This is a genomic window from Kitasatospora sp. NPDC059817 (assembly GCF_042731835.1).
Lineage (GTDB): Bacteria > Actinomycetota > Actinomycetes > Streptomycetales > Streptomycetaceae > Kitasatospora.
This window is the reverse complement of the sequence record NZ_JBHWIR010000040.1, coordinates 3,446-20,693: the sequence shown is the minus strand read 5'-3', so window position 1 is coordinate 20,693 and position 17,248 is coordinate 3,446. Positions and strand designations below refer to the sequence as shown.

The window sequence follows — 17,248 nt, the reverse complement described above, 5'->3', positions numbered from 1 at the left end:
AGCCGCCTTCTCGCCACACCCCCCCACCAGCAGTTAGTCCCATAGCGCCACGCTGGCGCGGTGCTGTGGGTGGGGGGGGCCCCCCCCCCCGGGCCCCCCGCCGCGGGGCCCCCCCCCCCCCCCCCCCCCGCGACTCGTCGGGCCTGGTCACCAGGGCGGACTTCTTCAGCCCGCGCACGTACAGCGAGCAGGCGAGGTCGGCGCAGATGTACGTGCCGACGGTGTTGCCCTCCCGCCCGGCCGCCCCGGCCCGGCGGGCGGCGAGCAGCGCGACGCCGGAGCCGGCGTGCGCGGTGATGCACAGCGAGCAGACGTTGGTCTTGGTGAGGCTGCGGCGGATCGTCGGCACCCGCAGCGTCACGCCGACCGGCTCGCCGCCGTACGACGCCACCAGGTAGGCCCGGTCGGGCGCGCCCTGGTCCCGCCAGCCGAGGAAGTCCAGGTTCTCCCAGGGCAGTTCCGCCAGGCCCCGGGGGAGGTTGAGCCGACTGGCCTCGCCCTTGGAGCAGTTGACGAAGGACGCGCGGATCTCGTTCTCGTTCAGGGGTTCCATGCCGCGGAAGCTAACACCGGCCCGCCCGCGCTGTCGTGCCAATTTCTCCCGGTACGCACCGGGGAGGGTGACGGGCTGTCAGTGGCCGAGCCTAGGGTGTTCGCGAGGCCGGTCCCGGCGTAGGAGGGAGGCGCCGGGGCCGCCTCGTGAACCGTGGCTACTGCTTGAACGCGACGCCCGCGTAGGCGGAGACGTCCTGCCAGCCTTCGGGGAGTTCGGTGGTGGGGACGTGGCCGGGGGTGGGGCGCCAGAGCGGGAGTTGGACCAGGCCGGGGCCGGCGAACTCGAAGTCGCCGAAGAAGGGTTCGACGCCGGCGCGCGGGCGCAGCACCAGGGGGGCGCTGGCGCTGCGGTAGATGCGGGTGCCTTCGGCGGCGCTCTCCCGGGAGGCGAAGTCGGGGCTGCCGTGGGAGAGGATCAGCGCGCTGCCGGGGGCGAGCGCGTCGCGCAGGGTGCGGACGATCTGCTGGGCGCCGTCCTCGTCGCGGATGAAGTGCAGCACGGCGACGAGCATCAACGCGACCGGCCGGGACAGGTCGACGGCGGCGAGCAGGCCCGGGTGGTCGAGGATGGCGGCCGGGTCGCGCAGGTCGGCCTCGATGACCGAGGTGTGTCCGGCGGGGTGGCCGGCCAGCAGGGCGCGGGCGTGGGTGGCGACGATCGGGTCGTTGTCGACGTACACCACCCGGGCGTCCGGGGCGACCCGCTGGGCGACCTCGCTGGTGGAACCGACGGCCGGGATGCCGGTGCCGATGTCGACGAACTGGCGGATACCCCGGCCGGCGGCGAACTCCACCGCGTCGCCGAGGAACTGCCGGTTGGTGCGGGCCAGCAGCGGCAGCGCGGGGTAGGCGGCTATGGCGGCCTGGGCGGCCTTGCGGTCGGCCTCGAAGTTGTCCTTGCCGCCCAGGTAGTAGTCGTACATCCGGGCGGTGTGCGGGATGCCGGTGTCGAGCTCGCTCGGCGGCTGCCAGTCGTCCGCTCTGGCCCAGTCCCAGTCGGTGCCGGTGGCCTCGCCGACGGCTGCGCTGTCCTCGTGCATCCTGTTCCGCCCCCCTCTGCCGTGCTCACTGCCGGAAATGGCACCGCCGCGGCGGTCGGCGGGCCCGCCCGGTACGACGGGGGTGACCCGCGTCCGGCCCGGCCACCCTCCCGTGGCGTGCGGTGCGCCGTGATCGTATCCGACGACACGCCGGTGAAACAGCGGGAGTTCAGGTTTACGCAACACCCGGGCAGTGGAGTGTGTGCACGTCAATGGCGGTACCGGGACGCTCCTCGGATCGCCGTGGGTGGCCGCCGTCCCTATGCTGACTGCCGATGACTGCCGACCGCCGCACCGTACTGCGCACCGCCGTCCAGCTGGCCGCCCTGACCGCCGCCAGCGGGTTCCTCAGCGCGTGTGCCTCCGGCACCCCGCGCCGGGCCGACGCCGGGGGGCTCGCCGTGCACCCGGGCACCCTCGACCCGCAGCACACCACCGACCCGGCCTGGAACGGCGGCGAGGGCCCGGCCTCCCCCGTACCGTCCGCCCCGCCGGAGCCGCAGCCCACCGGGGCCGACCCGACCGCCGGTACCGACCCGGCCACCGGCGCGGAGCCGGCCGCCGGGGCCGCGACGCCGCCCACACCCCCGCCCACGCCTCCGACGCCGCCGGTGCTGCCGCCGCTCGCCGCCGGCACCCCGGTCGAGGTCGTGAACGGGCCGCGCACCAGCAAGTTCGTGGCGCTGACCTGCCACGGCAGCGGCGATCCGAAGCAGGCCACCGCGCTGCTGGAGGCCGCCGAGCAGCGCGGCATCAAGCTGACCGTGATGGTCGTCGGCAGCTGGCTCGACCAGCAGCCGCAGATGGCCCGCCGGATCCTGGACGCCGGCCACGAGCTGGGCAACCACACCCAGAACCACCTCGACCTGTCGACGATGACGGCCGCCCAGGTGCACGACGAGATCGCCCAGTGCGCCGAACGGCTCCAGCGGCTCACCGGCTCGATCGGCCGCTGGTTCCGCCCGTCCGCCGCGCAGTACGCCACCCGGACGGTGCGCGAGCAGGCGAAGGCGGTCGGCTACGAGCACGTGCTGTCCTTCGACGTCGACCCGCGCGACTACAACGACCCGTCGGCCGCCGAGTTGCAGCGCCGGGTGCTGAAGTCGGTGCGCGGCGGGTCGGTGGTCGCCCTGCACATGGGCCACCAGTGCACGGTGGACGCGCTGCCGGGCATCCTGGACGGCCTCGCCAAGGCGGGGCTGAAGCCGGTGACCGCCAGTCAGCTGTGCGCCTGACCGCTCTTCGGACCAGGAACGACCACGCCGGCCGAGGGGCCCGTTCAGCCCATCGGGTCGTCCGCCTTGTACGGGCGCATCCGCAGCGTCCGGGCGTCCGCCGCGCGGATCTCCGCGGCCCGGTTGACCAGTTCCTCCAGGTCGTCCCGCCCGGCGTGGATGAACCGGCCGTGCAGGCCATCGAAGCGGCCGCGGGCGGCGTCCACGGTGACCGCGACCATGTACGGGATGGAGCCCCAGGTCTGCGTGTCCTTGAACATCGGCATGGCGGCGGTCATGTCGGTTTCGACCGCGCCGGGGCTGATGTCGAGGATGACGATGCCGTGGCGGGCCAGCGAGTCCGCCATGTTGTCGGAGAGCTGGAGCAGCGCGCCCTTGGAGGTGGCGTACGCGGTGTAGTGGCCGTCCGGGCGCAGGGCGAAGCCGGAGTTGAGGTTGACCACCCGGCCGCGCCGCCGGGACACCATGCCGGGCAGGACGCAGCGCAGCAGGTTGTAGGGGCCGCGCAGGTTGGTCTCGATCACCTGCCACCACTGGTTGGCGTCGGTCTCCCAGAGCGGCACCTCGGCGCGGTCGACCAGGCCGGCGTTGTTGATCAGCAGGTCGATCGGGCCGAGGTCGCGTTCGACGACCCGGACGGCCTCGCGGACGGCGCCGGCGCGGGTGACGTCGGCGGTGACGGCGACGCCGCGGGAGCCGCGCCGGGCGCACTCCTTGAGGGTGTCGGTCAGCGTCCCGTGGGTGCGGCCGACCAGGCCGACGGCCATGCCCTCGGCAGCCAGGCCGATGGCGATCTCCCGGCCGATTCCCCGGCCCGCGCCGGTGATCAGGGCGACCTGTCCTGTGAGCGATCCCGTCCGCACCGTGTGCTCCCTTCCCGTCCCCGGCCCCCGTCTGCGGCATTCTTCCGGCCGCCGCACGGGCCCGGCCCCGGGCGCACGGGCGGCGGGCCCGGCCTCACCCGTTCGGACGACGGCTAGGCCGTGTCTGACAATTCCCGCCGGGCGCGCGACGCCGGGCATCCCGCCTGGACGCACCGGCGAAACGTCCAAGTACGGCCCAGTACGAGGACGCTTCGCCGGCACGCCCAGCCGGGCGCCCACCGCCGCGCGCTGATCCGACGCGAATTGTCAGACACGCCCTAGGCGCTGGCACCCGGCCGGGGAGGGGGTGACCTACTGGCCGGTACGGAGTAGTAACGTCGTCGGGACGGTGACCGGTGCACCCATTCCGGCACACCGGCCCGTTGACCAGCAGCTCGCTGGGTCACCAGTCGCTGGGCGATCCCCAGCACCACCGAAGGGCAACTGAGTGAGTGACATCGCGCGCGTCGGAGTGATCGGCTGCGGCCTGATGGGGTCGGGCATCGCGGAGGTCTTCGCCCGGGCCGGGCTGGACGTCCTGGTGGCGGAGGCCAGCGGCGAGGCGCTGGAGTTCGGCCGTACCCGGCTGACCAACTCCCTGGACACGGCGGTCAAGCGCGGCAAGCTGAGCCCGGAGGAGCGGGACGCGGCGCTGGCCCGGCTGGCCTTCACCGTGGACCTGGCCGACTTCGCCGACCGCGACCTGGTGGTCGAGGCGGTCGCCGAGCGCGAGGACATCAAGGTCAAGATCTTCCAGACCCTGGACCAGGTGGTCGAGCGCCGGGACGCGATCCTGGCCTCCAACACCTCGTCGATCCCGATCGTGAAGCTGGCCGCCGCCACCTCCCGCCCCGAGCAGGTGATCGGCCTGCACTTCTTCAACCCGGCGCCGGTGCAGAAGCTGGTCGAGGTCATCCCGACGCTGACCACCTCGGCGGTGACCACCGAGCGGGTCGAGGCCTTCGCCTCCCAGGAGCTCGGCAAGGAGCCGATCCGCGCCCGCGACCGGGCCGGCTTCGTGGTCAACGCGCTGCTGGTGCCCTACCTGCTGTCCGCGGTGCGGATGTTCGAGTCGGGCGTGGCCACGGCCTCCGACATCGACAAGGGCATGGAGGCCGGCTGCGCCCACCCGATGGGCCCGCTGCGGCTGTGCGACCTGATCGGTCTGGACACCATCGTCTCGATCGCCGAGTCGATGTACGACGAGTACAAGGAGCCGCTGTACGCGGCTCCCCCGCTGCTGTCCCGGATGGTCGACGCGGGCCTGCTGGGCCGTAAGTCCGGCCGCGGCTTCTACGACTACACCGCGAGCGCCTGAGCACCGGCCGGTGGACGGCGGCGGGGCCCGGGAGCGAGGTGCTGCTCCCGGGCCCCGCTCGGCGTTGCGTCAGCTGTTGATGGCGTAACTGTCGCCGTAGACCTTCCACTTGAGCGGCGGGTTGAGGTCGAAGTTCTTCGCGTTGAGGAAGACCGACTGCTCGGTGTCGACCCGGCTGGTGTCGGAGTGGGCCTGCTCCTTCTTCATGACCACCTTGCGGGCGTCAAGGAAGGCCTTGAGGTAGGTGGCCTCGTCGCCGCCCTGGGCGGGGGTCTTGGCCTTCTTCAGGGCGGCGGCGCGGATGCCGCCGAAGCTGTCCGAGCTGTTGCCGGGGCCGTGCATGACGATGGCGTCGTAGTAGGCGAACTGGCCGAGCGCGCGCAGGCCGTCGGACTTGGCCTGGTTGACGGCGGGGTTGAAGTACACCCGGTCGCGCTCGTCGTTCTGGGCCTGCTGGAAGACCGTGTCCTTGGCGGCGGCGGCCCAGTCGTTGACGAAGGGGGTGCCGAGGCCGGCGTGCGAGGCGCTGCCGTTGACCTTCTTCAGGGCCGGCAGGTACTTGGCGAGGACGTTGCCCGGCTTGAGGTCGGTGTAGTGCTGGACGAGGTCCAGCATGTCGCCGGTGCCGGAGCAGAAGCCGATGATGCCGGCGGTGTAGCCGCGCCCGTCGCCGATGTCCTCGATGTACTTGTACTGGGCCTTCCAGTCCAGCGAGGAGTTCTCCGCGCTGGACACCAGCTGCATCGCGATGTCCTTCTTGTGCGGGTCGTCCAGCCCGACTCCCTTGAGCTGGACGGACGTCGCGGACTTCGGCGCGGCGGTGGCGGCGCCGGCGGCCGCGACCGTGAGGGGCGCGGCCACCAGGGCGGCGGCGAGGGCGATGCGGAGGGCACGGTGGTGCTGGGGACGCATACGATGCTCCGTTTCCTCGGGGGGTTAGGAAACTTTCCTAACGAGAATTAAGGGCCCTCCTTCCCCGTCCCCGCAAGGGTTTTGACAAAGTCTCTTCAAGGCTCTTCAAAGACGCAGGTCAGACCGCCCGCCTGCGCACCCACCAGACCGCCGCCGCGCACAGCAGCACCGCCAGGGCCGCCATCCAGCCGAGCTCGATGAACTGGAACGACCAGTAGCGACTGCCCGGTTGGTAGATCTCGTGCGCCGAGTAGCCGCCCTCGCTCACCAGCTTCTGGGCGCCGTAGTAGTCGTTCCCCGCGTCGTAGAGCCGCCCGATGCTCATCCGGTTCCCGGCCGGGTCGGTGATCCACGTGCTCCCCTCCCAGCGGTGGTCGACCGAGGCCTGCGCCAGCGTGTGCAAGGTGTCCTGGAGCGGGGCGCGGTAGTCGAACCGCAGGGACTGGGCGACCAGCGTGGACACGACCGAGGCCGCCACCCCGATCCCCACCGCCACCACCGTCCGCCGCAGCACCGCGCCCGCGAGCGCGGACAGCGCGAAGACCAACAGGACCCGGCCGACCAGGGCGGGCGCGGCGGCCGTGAACAGCAGCGGCGTGAAGCGGCCCGACTGCCTCGCCATCGGCTCCAGCCACCAGTTGGTCACCACGCCCGCCAGCGCCGTCGCGACGGCCAGCACGCCGCCCGCGACGGCCAGCACGCCCACCGTCCACCTGGTCCGTCCGGCCCCCTGGGTCCAGGCGAAGCGGACCGTGCCGTGCTCGAACTCCCGTGCCAGCAAAGGGCCGCCGGCGAAGGCGCCGAGGGCGCCGCCGAGGAAGTAGACGATGTTCGCGCCGACCATCAGCTCGGTGCCGTACTCGCGCAGGAACCCCTTCCAGTGCTCGTTGCAGGCCCGCGTCGCCATGTCGCAGTCACCCGCGCCGGACCGGTCGAACCCGGCGTGCAGGAAGTACCCGGTGACGGCCAGCAGCAGGACGAGCCCGGCCAGGACGCCCAGCAGCACCCGCAGCGCGGGCCGGTGCCGCAGCCACGCCGCCCGCACCACCCCGGCCCGGGGCAGCGCGGCGGGAACGGCGGTGACGGCACTCATGACAGCATCGCTTTCTCGGACGTACGGACGGACGCGCGGACGGCCCCGCGCGGGCCGGGCAGGGCGGAGGCGGTCGGCTCGCGCAGGTAGGCGAGCACCAACTCCTCCAGGCCGACGCGCTGTTGGCGCCAGCCGGCGGAGACCGGGGCGTCCACGCCGCCGGTCCGCACCAGCAGGTGCGACTGCGCCCCGGCCCTGCGGTCGCGGACCACCGGCAGCCGGGCGGCGACCTCGTCCGCCCCGGCGGTCGGGCCGGTCAGCATCCGGTGGCCGGCCACCAGATCGTCCGCCTCGCCCGCCACCTGGACCCGGCCGCCGCCGAGCACCACCAGGTGGTCGCAGCTCTGCTCCAGCTCGTTGACGGCGTGCGAGGAGAACACCACGGACAGGCCGTCCTCGGCCACGGCGGTCAGCAGCACCGCCATGAAGTCGTGCCGGGCCAGCGGGTCCAGGGCGGCCAACGGCTCGTCCAGCAGCAGCAGTTCGGGGCGCTTGGCGAGCGCCAGGGCGAGCGAGACCTGGGCCTGCTGGCCGCCGGAGAGGCGGCCGTACCTGCGGTCCAGCGGGATGCCGAGGCCCTCCAGGTGGGCGTGCGCCCGGGCGTCGTCCCAGCGGCGGTTCAGGTACCGGCCCATCCGGAGCAGGTCGCGCACGGGCACTCCGGGGTAGAGCGCGGCGTTCTGGGCGACGAACCCGATCCGGTCCAACGCCGCCGGAGAGCCCGGCAGTTGGTCGCCGAGAACGGTCATGGCGCCCTCGCTCGGCCGGGTCAGCCCGGCGGCCAGGCCCAGCAGCGTGGTCTTGCCGGCGCCGTTCGGCCCGACCAGCGCCACCACGCGCCCGGCGGGGACGGCCAGATGGCAGTCCCGCAGCGCCCAGGAACGGCGGTAGCGCTTGCCGATCCCGCCGCAGTCGATCACGGTGTCCGCCGTCATGACGCCACCTCTCCGTTCCGCAGGTCGCGCAGCGTGTCCTCGAACACCGCGGTCATCCCTTCCTCGTCCAGCCCGGTGGCCCGCGCCGCGCACATCCAGTCCAGCAATCCCCGCCGCAGCGCGGCCCGTTCACGCAACGGCACCACCCCGGCGGGCAGTCCGCGCACGAAGGTGCCCTGGCCGCGCCGGCCGACGGCCAGGCCGCGGTGCTCCAGCTCGCGGTACGCCTTGAGCACGGTGTTCGGGTTGATCGCCAGCCCCGCCACCACCTCGCGCACCCGGGGAAGCCGGTCCCCCTCCGTCAACCAGCCCATCCGCAGCGCCTGTTCGACCTGCTGCACGAGTTGCAGATAGGTCGGGACACCGGAGGCCGGGTCCAGGCGGAACTCGATCGGAGGGGGCGGGTCGGCGCCTTTATCTAGTTCCATAGTTAATGAGTTAAGTGGACATGGTGACGTTCCGTCAAGCCAAGGAAAGGTGAGGGAAGCCAAGGAAAGGTGAGGGCAGGCGAGGGAAGGCAGGAAAAGTCGAGGAACGGCAAAGGGCCCCGCCCGGACCGAGGTCCGAACGGGGCCTTGGGGCCTGACGGGATCAGGCGCCGCGCAGCACCGCGCCGGTACGGGCGACGGCTTCGGCGACGGCCGCCTCGCGGGCGGCGGTCGCCTCGTCGGCGGTCAGCGTGCGGTCCGCGGCGCGGAAGCGCAGCGCGTACGCCAGCGACTTGCGGCCCTCGCCGACCTGCTCGCCGGTGAAGACGTCGAACAGCCGGATGGCCTCCAGCAGTTCGCCCGCGCCGGAGCGCAGCGCGGCCTCCACCTCGGCGGCCGGAACGGCGGCGTCGACGATCAGCGCGACGTCCTGGGTGGCCACCGGGAAGCCGGAGACCGCAGGGCCGTTGACCTTCTCGGCGCCGTCCGCGGTGAGCAGGTCGACGTCGATCTCCATCGCGCTGGTGCGGGCCGGCAGGCCGAGCGCCTTGACGACGCGCGGGTGCAGCTCACCGGCGTGGCCGACCACCCGGTCGGTGCCGGTGACGACCAGCTCGGCGCAGCGGCCCGGGTGCCACGGCGCCCGCTGCCCCTGCCGCACGGTCAGCTCGACGCCGGCCGCGCGGGCCACCGTACGGGCCGCCTGGACGGCGTCCGCCCAGGACGCCCCGGCGCCCTGGCCCCACCAGCCGGACGGCAGCCGCTCGCCCGCGAGGGCGACGGCGACCCGGCGCGGCTGGTCCGGCAGCGCGGCGTCCAGCGCGGCCAGCTCCTCGGCGCTGGGCCGGCGGTCGACGGCCGGGCGCGGGGCCACGGACAGCTCGTCCTTGGGCAGGAAGACGGTGCCGGTCTCGTAGATCGCCAGGTCGGTGTTGCCGCGGCCGACGTTGCGCCGCAGCGAGCCGAGCAGGCCCGGCAGCAGCGTGGTGCGCAGCGCCGGCTCCTCGTCGTTGAGCGGGTTGACCAGCTTGACGGTGCGCCGGCGCCGGTCGTCCGGCTCCAGGCCGAGCGCCTCGAAGGCGCTCTCGCCGAGGAACGGGTAGTTGTTGACCTCGACGTAGCCGGCCCCGGCCAGCGCGACGCCGATCCGGCGGTGGACGCGCTGGGCCTCGGTCAGGCCCTTGCCCGGGGGCACGTTGGGCATCCGGGCGGGGACGTTGTCGTAGCCCTCCAGCCGGATGACCTCCTCCGCGAGGTCGTACGGGTCGGTGAGGTCGGGGCGCCAGGTCGGCGGGGTGACCTCCAGGACGTCGGCGCCGGCGACCGAGCAGCCGATCTCCTGCAGGCGCCGGGTCACGGTCTCGCGGCCGTACGCGGTGCCGGCGACCCGGTCGGGCAGGTCGGCGGAGATGGTGATGGTGCGCACCGGGTGCGGGGCGGCGATGTCGGTGACCCCGGCCTCGGCGGTGCCGCCGGCGATCAGGACCAGCAGGTCGACGGCGCGCTGGGCGGCGGCGCGGGCGGCCTCCGGGTCGACGCCGCGCTCGAAGCGCTTGGACGCCTCGGAGGGCAGCTTGTGCCGCTTGGCGGCGCGGGCGATGGCGACCGGCTCGAAGTGCGCCGCCTCGATGATCACCTCGGTGGTGCCCGGGCCGGCGGCCGGGTCGAGGATCTCGGTGGAGGCACCGCCCATGACACCGGCCAGGCCGATCGGGCCGCTGTTGTCGCAGATCAGCAGGTCCTCGGCGGAGAGCTTGCGCTGCACGCCGTCGAGGGTGGTCAGGCTCTCGCCCTGCTCCGCCCGGCGGACCGTGATCGGGCCGCTCACGCGCTGCTTGTCGTAGGCGTGCAGCGGCTGGCCGACCTCCAGCATCACGTAGTTGGTGATGTCGACGGTCAGCGAGATCGGGCGGATGCCGGCCTTCTGGAGGCGGCGCTGCAGCCAGATCGGGGACTTGGCGGTCGGGTCGATGCCGACGACCGTGCGGGCCACGAAGCGGTCGCAGCCGGCCGGGTCGTTGACCTTGACCAGGTAGCCGAAGGAGTTGGCCGGCGGCACGTCGAGCAGCGCCGGGTCGGCCAGCGGCAGCCCGTACGCGGCGGCGGCCTCGCGGGCGACGCCGCGCAGCGACAGGCAGTAGCCGCGGTCCGGGGTGACGGCGATGTCCAGCACCTCGTCGACCAGCTGGAGCAGCTCGATCGCGTCGGTGCCGGGCTCGAACTCCGGCGGGAGCACGATGATGCCGTCGTGGTCGTCGCCCATGCCGAGCTCGCGGGCCGAGCAGATCATGCCGGCCGAGGTGCGGCCGTAGGTCTGGCGGGCCGCGATCGGGAAGGGACCGGGCAGCACGGCGCCCGGGAGCACCACGACGACCTTGTCGCCGACGGCGAAGTTGGTGGCGCCGCAGACGATCTCCTGCGGCTCGCCGGTGCCGTTGGCGTCGCCGACGTTGACGAGGCAGTGCCGGATCGGCTTCTTGAAGCCGGTCAGCTGCTCGATGGAGAGCACCTCGCCGACCACCAGCGGGCCCTTGAGGTCGCCGCCGAGCTGTTCGACGGTCTCGACCTCCAGGCCGGCCCGGACCAGGCGCTCCGCCACGTCACGGCCGGTCTCGCCGGCCGGCAGGTCGACGTACTCACGCAGCCAGGAAAGCGGGACGCGCATCAGATCTCCATCCCGAACGGGAGGGTGAAGCGCACGTCACCCTCGACCATGTCGCGCATGTCGGCGACGTTGTGACGATTCATCAGGATCCGCTCCAGGCCCAGGCCGAAGGCGAACCCGCTGTAGCGGTTGGGGTCGACGCCGCAGGCGACCAGCACGCGCGGGTTGACCACGCCGCAGCCGCCGAGCTCGATCCAGCCCTCGGAGGAGCAGGTCCGGCAGGGGCGGTCCGGGTTGCCGACGCTCTCGCCGCGGCACACGAAGCACTGCAGGTCGATCTCGGCGCTCGGCTCGGTGAACGGGAAGTACGAGGGACGCCAGCGCAGCTCCAGGCCGCCGCCGATCAGCTTCTCGACCAGCACCTCGATGGTGCCCTTGAGGTCGGCGAAGGTGATGCCCTCGTCCACCGCGAGGCCCTCGACCTGGCGGAACACCGGGGTGTGCGTGGCGTCCAGCTCGTCGGTGCGGTAGACGCGGCCGGGGCAGACCACGTAGACCGGGGGCTCGCGGTCGAGCAGGGTGCGGGCCTGGACCGGGGAGGTCTGGGTGCGCATCACCACGCCGGAGTCGGCGGAGCCGTCCGGGGCCTGCACGAAGAAGGTGTCCTGCATCGAGCGGGCCGGGTGGTCCGGGCCCAGGTTGAGGGCGTCGAAGTTCAACCACTCGGCCTCGGCCTCGGGGCCCTCGGCGACCTGGTAGCCCATCGCGACGAAGGTGTCCTCGATGCGCTCGGCCAGGGTGGTCAGCGGGTGCCGGGCGCCGCGCGGGGCGCGGTCGTACGGCAGCGTGACGTCCACCGCCTCCTCGACCAGCACGCGGGCGTCGCGCTCCGCCTCCAGCTCGGCCTGCCGCTTGGCGAGGGCCTTGTTGACGGCGCCGCGGGCCTGGCCGATCAGCTTGCCGGCGGCGGCCTTGGCGTGCGGGGGCAGGGCGCCGATCTCGCGGTTGGCGAGGGAGAGCGCGGAACGGTCGCCGGTGTGGGCGACCTTGGCCTCCTTCAGCTCGTCGAGCGTGCTGGCGGCGGCGAAGGCGGCGACGGCCTCGTCCCGCGCCTGCTCCACCACCTCGGGCTTGAGGGCCTCGACCTCGACCGGGTCGTACGACTTGTTGGGTGCCGACATCTCTATCTTCCCGTGCTCCTGCTCGTCCGTGCTCAGGTAAGGGTGGCTGCCTCTGCGGTACGCCCGGTGTGGCCGGGGCACGGGCAGCCGTTCTCCGTACGACGGGGAAGAGGGGTGTCCGCGGCTCAGCCGCACAGGGCGTACCACAACGCCAAAGGTCGAGTGTAGTCGCAGCGCGTAGCGCGGCTGCCTGGAAGCCCGTCCAGCGGGACCCCGGAGCATGCGTTCATGCTCCTTCAGAGCATGCTCTGCTCGTCGTTCATCTCTTTCAGAGCATGCTCTGCTTGTCGTTCATCTCTTTCAGAGCATGAAGTCCGGAACGCTGGCGGGCAGGATAAATCGGAACCGGGCGCCGCCGCAGGGGGCCCGGTCGACCCGGATCGAGCCGCCGTGGGCCTCCACGATGCCCTTGACGATGTACAGGCCCAGGCCGGTGCCGCCGCGCTTGGAACCGCGCCAGAAGCGGGTGAAGACGCGCGGCATCGACTCCTCGGGGATGCCGCTTCCTTCGTCGCTCACGGTGACCGCGGTTCCTTCCACGATGCGGGGAGGGGTGCCCGAGCGCTCCCAGAGGGGCGCCTCGACGACCTCCTTGGCCGGTGCCACCTCGATCGTGACAGTTCCCTCGCCGTGGCGCACCGCGTTTTCCAGCAGGTTGGCCAGCACCTGGTCGACCTTGTCCGGGTCGGCCCACAGGACGGTCAGCGACTCGCTGATCCGGACGTCGAAGCGCTCCTCGGGGATGCCGGTGGCGACCTTGCGCTCGACGTGCCGGCGCACCGCGGCGGCCAGGTCGACCACCTGCTTGCGCAGCTCCAGCCGGCCGGCGTCGATCCGGGAGATGTCCAGCAGCTCGGCGATCAGCCGGGTGACCCGGTCGGCGTCGGCGTCCACCGTCTCCAGCATCAGCCGCTTCTGCCCGTCGGTGAACCGCTCCCACTTGGCCAGCAACGTCGCCGTGAAGCCCTTGACGCTGGTGAGCGGCGAGCGCAGCTCGTGGGCGACGGTGGCGATCAGCTCGGCGTGGCTGCGCTCGGTGCGGCGCCGGGCCTCGGTGCCGCGCAGCGCGACCACCACCCGCTGCGGCGGCCCCAGCGGCACGTCCCGGACGTACCGGGCGGAGACCAGCACCTCGCGGCCACCGGGCAGCAGCAGGTTGCGCTCCGGCTGGCCGGTGCGGGTGGCCAGGCCGCCGTACGGGTCGGTCAGCTGCCACCAGCGGCGGCCGTCCAGGTCCTCCAGCGGGAGGACGTCCTCCAGCCCGCTACCGAGCGCGGCCTCCGGGGGCAGGCCGGTGAGCCGGGCCGCGGCCCGGTTGAAGCAGACCACCCGGCCCAGCGCATCGGCGACCACCAGGCCGTCCGGTAGGTCGTCCGGGTCGAGCTCTGGCCCGCTGCCGACCATGGGTGTCCTCCCCGATTACCCACCGTGCCGTTCCCCCCACAGAGGCAGACCCTAGCGCCTCGCAGCCCCCTGTAGTAGGCCCTCGGCCGGTGGCGACTGGAGCGTGCGGGTCAGGCGTTCGAGCGGCAGCCGCCGGGCGAGCGCTGCGCCCGGGCCGAGGCGTACAGGCAGACGGCCGCGGCGGTGGCCAGGTTGAGGCTCTCGGCGTGCCCGTGGATCGGGACGCGCACGACCTCGTCGGCCAGCGCGCGGGTCTCCTCCGGGAGCCCCCAGGCCTCGTTGCCGAACACCCACGCGCCGGGCGCGCCCAGGGTGCCCTCGTCGAGCTCCTGGTCCAGGTCGCGCTCCCCCGCGCCGTCCGCGGCGAGCACCCGGACCCCGGCCGCGCGCAGCTGCGCGACGGCCTCCTCGACCGGCACGCCGACCGCCACCGGCAGGTGGAACAGGCTGCCGACGGAGGCCCGGACGGCCTTCGGGTTGTACAGGTCCACCGAGGCGTCGGTGAGCACCACGGCGTCCGCGCCGGCCGCGTCGGCGGTACGCAGCACGGTGCCGGCGTTGCCGGGGTCGCGGACGTGGGCGAGGACCGCGACGAGCTTGGGGCGGGCCTTGAGCACCTCGGCGAACGGCGTGTCGATGAAGCGGCAGAGCGCCACGATGCCCTGCGGGGTCACCGTGTCGCAGATGTCGGCGATCACCTCGTCGGTGGCGGTCAGCACCGGCAGCCCCTCGGCCAGCGTCGCCTCGACGAGGGCGGCGTGCCGCTCGGCGGCCTCCGGGGTCACGTACACCTCGACCACGGCGTGCTCGGCCGATTCCGGCAGCTGGCCGAAGGCGACGGCCTCCCGGACGGCCTGCGGGCCCTCGACCAGGAAGCGGCGTTCCTTGGTGCGCTGGTTCCGCTTGGCGAGCCGGCGGGCGGCGACGACGCGCGGCGAGCGCAGGGAGGTGAGCAGGGGGGTGTCGGTGCTCGGCATGGTCTCGTTCTCTGTGGCGGGCGGCGCTGAAGATCCGGGGAAACGCAGAACCGGACCCGCAGGGAGCCTGCGGGTCCGGTCAGAGCTCAACTGATCTCGGAAGATCAGGCGGCGTCGGCGGCAGCCTTGGGGGCGTTCACGTCGGCCGGCAGCGCCTTCTGGGCGACCTCGACCAGCGACGCGAACGCGCCCGGGTCGTTGACGGCCAGGTCGGCCAGCATCTTGCGGTCGATCTCGACGCTGGCGGCCTTCAGGCCCTGCACGAAGCGGTTGTAGGTGATGCCGTTGGCACGGGCCGCAGCGTTGATGCGCTGGATCCACAGCTGACGGAAGTCGCCCTTGCGCTTCTTGCGGTCGTTGAAGTTGTAGACCAGCGAGTGGGTGACCTGCTCCTTGGCCTTGCGGTACAGGCGCGAGCGCTGGCCACGGTAGCCGCTGGCGCGCTCCAGGATGACCCGGCGCTTCTTGTGGGCGTTGACTGCCCGCTTGACGCGTGCCACTTGATTACTCCTTGGGTTGGACCACGGACTACTTCACGTGGTCCGTCATTCGAATGGGTCGGGAAGGATCAGCTGCCCCGCTCACGGCTCGCGCCGGGCGGGAGGGCGATCACTTGCCGAGAAGCTTCTTGATCTTCTTGGCGTCAGCGGGGGCCAGCTCGACGGTCCCGGCCAGCTTGCGGGTCAGCGTCGAGGGCTTGTGCTCCAGGAGGTGGCGACGGCCGGCGCGCTCGCGGAGCACCTTGCCAGAGCCACTGATCTTGAAGCGCTTGCTGGCGCCACTGTGCGTCTTCTGCTTCGGCATTTCGCCGTATCTCCTCGTCGGTCCCGTCCGCGCCCGCGCGGCCTGCGCCACGCGGGCGTGAACTGGATGGATCTGTGTGACCGGGCGGGGCGCCCCGTCACCTTGGGGCCGGTCTCCCGGGCCGCCCTGGCCGGTGAAGGCTCAGGCGCCCTGGGAGGCGGCCGGCTGCTCGACCGGAGCGTCGGCCTCGACGGCCGGCGCCTCGGCCGGGGCGTCCTGTGCCTCGGCCGCCTCGGTCGCCTCGTCGTCGGCGACCTCGTCATCGGCGACCTCGTCGTCGACCAGCAGGTCGTCGTCCAGCAGGTCGTCGTCCGCAGCGGCGTCGGAGCCGGGGGTACGGCCCTGACGCTCGGCCTTGCGGGCGTCGGCGAGGGCGCGGGCCTCGGCCATCGCCTCGGTCTTCTTCTTGTGCGGGCCAAGAACCATGATCATGTTTCGGCCGTCCTGCTTCGGCGACGACTCGATGAAGCCCAGGTCCTGGACGTCGTCGGCGAGCCGCTGCAGCAGGCGGAAGCCCAGCTCGGGGCGGGACTGCTCACGACCACGGAACATGATCGTGATCTTGACCTTGTCGCCCTGCTTGAGGAACCGGACGACGTGACCCTTCTTGGTGTCATAGTCGTGCGGGTCGATCTTCGGCCGGAGCTTCATCTCCTTGATGACCGTGTGCGCCTGGTTCTTGCGCGCCTCACGGGCCTTCATGGCCGACTCGTACTTGAACTTGCCGTAGTCCATGAGCTTGCACACCGGCGGCCGGGCGGTCGCCGCGACCTCGACCAGGTCAAGGTCGTACTCCTGCGCGAGCTCCAGCGCCTTGGCAAGCGGCACGATGCCGACCTGCTCGCCGCTGGGACCGACGAGTCGCACCTCCGGGACGCGAATCCGGTCGTTGATGCGGGGCTCGGTGCTGATGGGGCCTCCTCGGTTGCACCTTCTGCGATGCGGCCGTCGGACGGCGGACGCACGTAGTGGACTCGACCACTGGGCGGGGCTTCATTCGTGCTGCGCTGCCCGGCACCTGTTCGGCACCGTGTGCACCGCGACACGAAAAAAGCCCCGCTCGGTACAAGCGGGGCTCCACACAATCCGGGGGCAACACCCTGGTGAGGAGCGCTGCTGCGACTCGGCGCCGTGGCGCCCGTCGCGGACCGGGACCCGTCGACCCTGAGGTCGACCAGGTGGGAGACTTTCGCGGTTGCCCTCTCGGGCCTCCTGGGTGGAGCCTCCTCTTGCTGGCCAGGTGCCCATACGGGATCCCGGCCGGTCAGTCTCGAAGCATACAGCGCTGCGGAGTCGAACGCTATTCCGCCCCACCTCACCACCTTTGTCCGCCTCCGGAAGGGCCCTTGTACGCTCCAGGGGTACTGACACCGGCACGACGGAACGAGCCCCCCTTGAGCAGCGAGCCCACCAAGACCCCCGGCGCGGACGACGACGCGATCGGCTTCGACGACCTCACCCGGGACATCGCCGAGGTCCCGGCCGTCGAGGTGATCACCACCGTCGCGGTGCACCTGATGAGCGCCGCCGCGGTCAAGTGCGGCCTGGCCGAGGGCGGGGAGAAGGACAAGGACCTCGACGAGGCCCGCAAGCTGATCACCGCGCTGGCCGGGCTCGTCACCGCCGGCGCCCCGGAGATCAGCAACTTCCACGCGGCGCCGCTGCGGGACGGCCTGCGCTCGCTGCAGCTGGCCTTCCGCGAGGCCTCCATCGTCCCGGACGCGCCGGGCACGGGCCCGGGCGAGAAGTTCACCGGGCCGGTCTACTCCTGACCCGGACGCGACTCGGGGGGGGGGGGGGGGGCCGCCCCCCCCCCCCCCCCCCCCCCGCGCGCCGCCCCCCCCCCCCCCCCCCCGCCCCCCCCCCCCCCGGGGCCCCCGCCCCCCCCCCCCCCCCCG

16 protein-coding genes and 1 pseudogene are annotated in these 17,248 nt (G+C 72.7%); 3 read left to right on the top strand and 14 right to left on the bottom strand.

Translation table 11 applies throughout. From position 1 onward, the window contains the following. Positions 1-130 precede the first annotated feature (130 nt). Positions 131-553 (bottom strand): annotated as a pseudogene (locus ACFV61_RS11705) (FBP domain-containing protein); the annotation flags it as partial. A 157-nt stretch (positions 554-710) separates the two neighbouring features. Next, on the bottom strand, positions 711-1,595 hold the full coding sequence (locus tag ACFV61_RS11700) for an SAM-dependent methyltransferase (RefSeq protein ID WP_380378646.1): 885 nt from the start codon (positions 1,593-1,595) through the stop codon (positions 711-713). Positions 1,596-1,870: 275 nt separating this feature from the next. Here ACFV61_RS11700 and ACFV61_RS11695 point away from each other — a divergent pair, with 275 nt between their 5' ends. Beyond that, positions 1,871-2,830, top strand: coding sequence for a polysaccharide deacetylase family protein (locus tag ACFV61_RS11695; RefSeq protein ID WP_079135471.1), 960 nt, complete (start codon positions 1,871-1,873; stop codon positions 2,828-2,830). Positions 2,831-2,874: 44 nt separating this feature from the next. On the opposite strand, the gene ACFV61_RS11690 is transcribed toward ACFV61_RS11695, so the two are convergent. Then, entirely contained in the window at positions 2,875-3,693 is an 819-nt protein-coding gene (locus tag ACFV61_RS11690; protein ID WP_380491353.1) for an SDR family NAD(P)-dependent oxidoreductase, read from the bottom strand. 448 nt (positions 3,694-4,141) lie between these two features. On the opposite strand from ACFV61_RS11690, the gene ACFV61_RS11685 reads away from it, so the two are divergent. Further along, a complete protein-coding gene (locus ACFV61_RS11685) occupies positions 4,142-5,011 on the top strand; it encodes a 3-hydroxybutyryl-CoA dehydrogenase (RefSeq protein WP_063346851.1) in 870 nt (289 codons plus the stop codon). 69 nt (positions 5,012-5,080) lie between these two features. Here the strand turns inward: ACFV61_RS11685 and ACFV61_RS11680 are convergent, their stop codons facing one another. The 11 genes from ACFV61_RS11680 to infC form a co-directional block, all read right to left on the bottom strand. After that, positions 5,081-5,923: a chitosanase gene (locus ACFV61_RS11680; RefSeq protein ID WP_380428192.1), complete on the bottom strand. Its 843-nt coding sequence runs from the start codon at positions 5,921-5,923 to the stop codon at positions 5,081-5,083. A gap of 118 nt (positions 5,924-6,041) precedes the next feature. Next, positions 6,042-7,016 (bottom strand): ABC transporter permease subunit, encoded by a 975-nt coding sequence (locus ACFV61_RS11675; RefSeq protein WP_063346853.1) that lies wholly within the window; start codon positions 7,014-7,016, stop codon positions 6,042-6,044. Further along, positions 7,013-7,951, bottom strand: coding sequence for an ATP-binding cassette domain-containing protein (locus tag ACFV61_RS11670; RefSeq protein WP_063346854.1), 939 nt, complete (start codon positions 7,949-7,951; stop codon positions 7,013-7,015). Before ACFV61_RS11670 ends, ACFV61_RS11675 begins: the two co-directional genes overlap by 4 nt. Next, a complete protein-coding gene (locus ACFV61_RS11665; RefSeq protein ID WP_380428196.1) occupies positions 7,948-8,379 on the bottom strand; it encodes a GntR family transcriptional regulator in 432 nt (143 codons plus the stop codon). Before ACFV61_RS11665 ends, ACFV61_RS11670 begins: the two co-directional genes overlap by 4 nt. A 163-nt stretch (positions 8,380-8,542) precedes the next feature. Then, complete coding sequence (pheT, locus tag ACFV61_RS11660; RefSeq protein ID WP_380491351.1) at positions 8,543-11,044, bottom strand: phenylalanine--tRNA ligase subunit beta; 2,502 nt, start codon at positions 11,042-11,044, stop codon at positions 8,543-8,545. Further along, the gene (pheS, locus tag ACFV61_RS11655) at positions 11,044-12,165 is read right to left on the bottom strand and encodes a phenylalanine--tRNA ligase subunit alpha (RefSeq protein ID WP_363372880.1); all 1,122 of its coding nucleotides are present in this window, start codon (positions 12,163-12,165) and stop codon (positions 11,044-11,046) included. The genes pheT and pheS overlap by 1 nt, the downstream gene beginning before the upstream one ends. 300 nt (positions 12,166-12,465) lie before the next feature. After that, positions 12,466-13,569, bottom strand: a complete 1,104-nt coding sequence (locus ACFV61_RS11650) for an ATP-binding protein (RefSeq protein ID WP_063346858.1) — start codon at positions 13,567-13,569, stop codon at positions 12,466-12,468. A gap of 110 nt (positions 13,570-13,679) precedes the next feature. After that, entirely contained in the window at positions 13,680-14,546 is an 867-nt protein-coding gene (locus tag ACFV61_RS11645) for an RNA methyltransferase (protein ID WP_063346859.1), read from the bottom strand. Between the two features lie 104 nt (positions 14,547-14,650). Then, positions 14,651-15,046 carry a 50S ribosomal protein L20 gene (rplT, locus tag ACFV61_RS11640; protein ID WP_030055649.1) on the bottom strand — a complete coding sequence of 132 codons (396 nt, stop codon included), beginning with the start codon at positions 15,044-15,046 and terminating at the stop codon, positions 14,651-14,653. A gap of 109 nt (positions 15,047-15,155) precedes the next feature. After that, positions 15,156-15,350, bottom strand: a complete 195-nt coding sequence (rpmI, locus tag ACFV61_RS11635; protein ID WP_030055648.1) for a 50S ribosomal protein L35 — start codon at positions 15,348-15,350, stop codon at positions 15,156-15,158. Between the two features lie 141 nt (positions 15,351-15,491). Then, positions 15,492-16,262, bottom strand: a complete 771-nt coding sequence (gene infC, locus ACFV61_RS11630) for a translation initiation factor IF-3 (RefSeq protein WP_380346233.1) — start codon at positions 16,260-16,262, stop codon at positions 15,492-15,494. A gap of 482 nt (positions 16,263-16,744) precedes the next feature. On the opposite strand from infC, the gene ACFV61_RS11625 reads away from it, so the two are divergent. Further along, a complete protein-coding gene (locus ACFV61_RS11625; protein ID WP_063346861.1) occupies positions 16,745-17,122 on the top strand; it encodes a DUF1844 domain-containing protein in 378 nt (125 codons plus the stop codon). Positions 17,123-17,248: the final 126 nt, after the last annotated feature.

What these genes read in the sequence shown, in the direction of transcription:
- ACFV61_RS11700 (WP_380378646.1), bottom strand. Translation starts at nt 1,595, where the DNA reads ATGCACGAGGACAGCGCAGCCGTCGGCGAGGCCACCGGCACCGACTGG.
- ACFV61_RS11695 (WP_079135471.1), top strand. Translation starts at nt 1,871, where the DNA reads ATGACTGCCGACCGCCGCACCGTACTGCGCACCGCCGTCCAGCTGGCC.
- ACFV61_RS11680 (WP_380428192.1), bottom strand. Translation starts at nt 5,923, where the DNA reads ATGCGTCCCCAGCACCACCGTGCCCTCCGCATCGCCCTCGCCGCCGCC.
- ACFV61_RS11675 (WP_063346853.1), bottom strand. Translation starts at nt 7,016, where the DNA reads ATGAGTGCCGTCACCGCCGTTCCCGCCGCGCTGCCCCGGGCCGGGGTG.
- ACFV61_RS11670 (WP_063346854.1), bottom strand. Translation starts at nt 7,951, where the DNA reads ATGACGGCGGACACCGTGATCGACTGCGGCGGGATCGGCAAGCGCTAC.
- ACFV61_RS11665 (WP_380428196.1), bottom strand. Translation starts at nt 8,379, where the DNA reads ATGGAACTAGATAAAGGCGCCGACCCGCCCCCTCCGATCGAGTTCCGC.
- pheT (WP_380491351.1), bottom strand. Translation starts at nt 11,044, where the DNA reads ATGCGCGTCCCGCTTTCCTGGCTGCGTGAGTACGTCGACCTGCCGGCC.
- pheS (WP_363372880.1), bottom strand. Translation starts at nt 12,165, where the DNA reads ATGTCGGCACCCAACAAGTCGTACGACCCGGTCGAGGTCGAGGCCCTC.
- ACFV61_RS11650 (WP_063346858.1), bottom strand. Translation starts at nt 13,569, where the DNA reads ATGGTCGGCAGCGGGCCAGAGCTCGACCCGGACGACCTACCGGACGGC.
- ACFV61_RS11645 (WP_063346859.1), bottom strand. Translation starts at nt 14,546, where the DNA reads ATGCCGAGCACCGACACCCCCCTGCTCACCTCCCTGCGCTCGCCGCGC.
- rpmI (WP_030055648.1), bottom strand. Translation starts at nt 15,350, where the DNA reads ATGCCGAAGCAGAAGACGCACAGTGGCGCCAGCAAGCGCTTCAAGATC.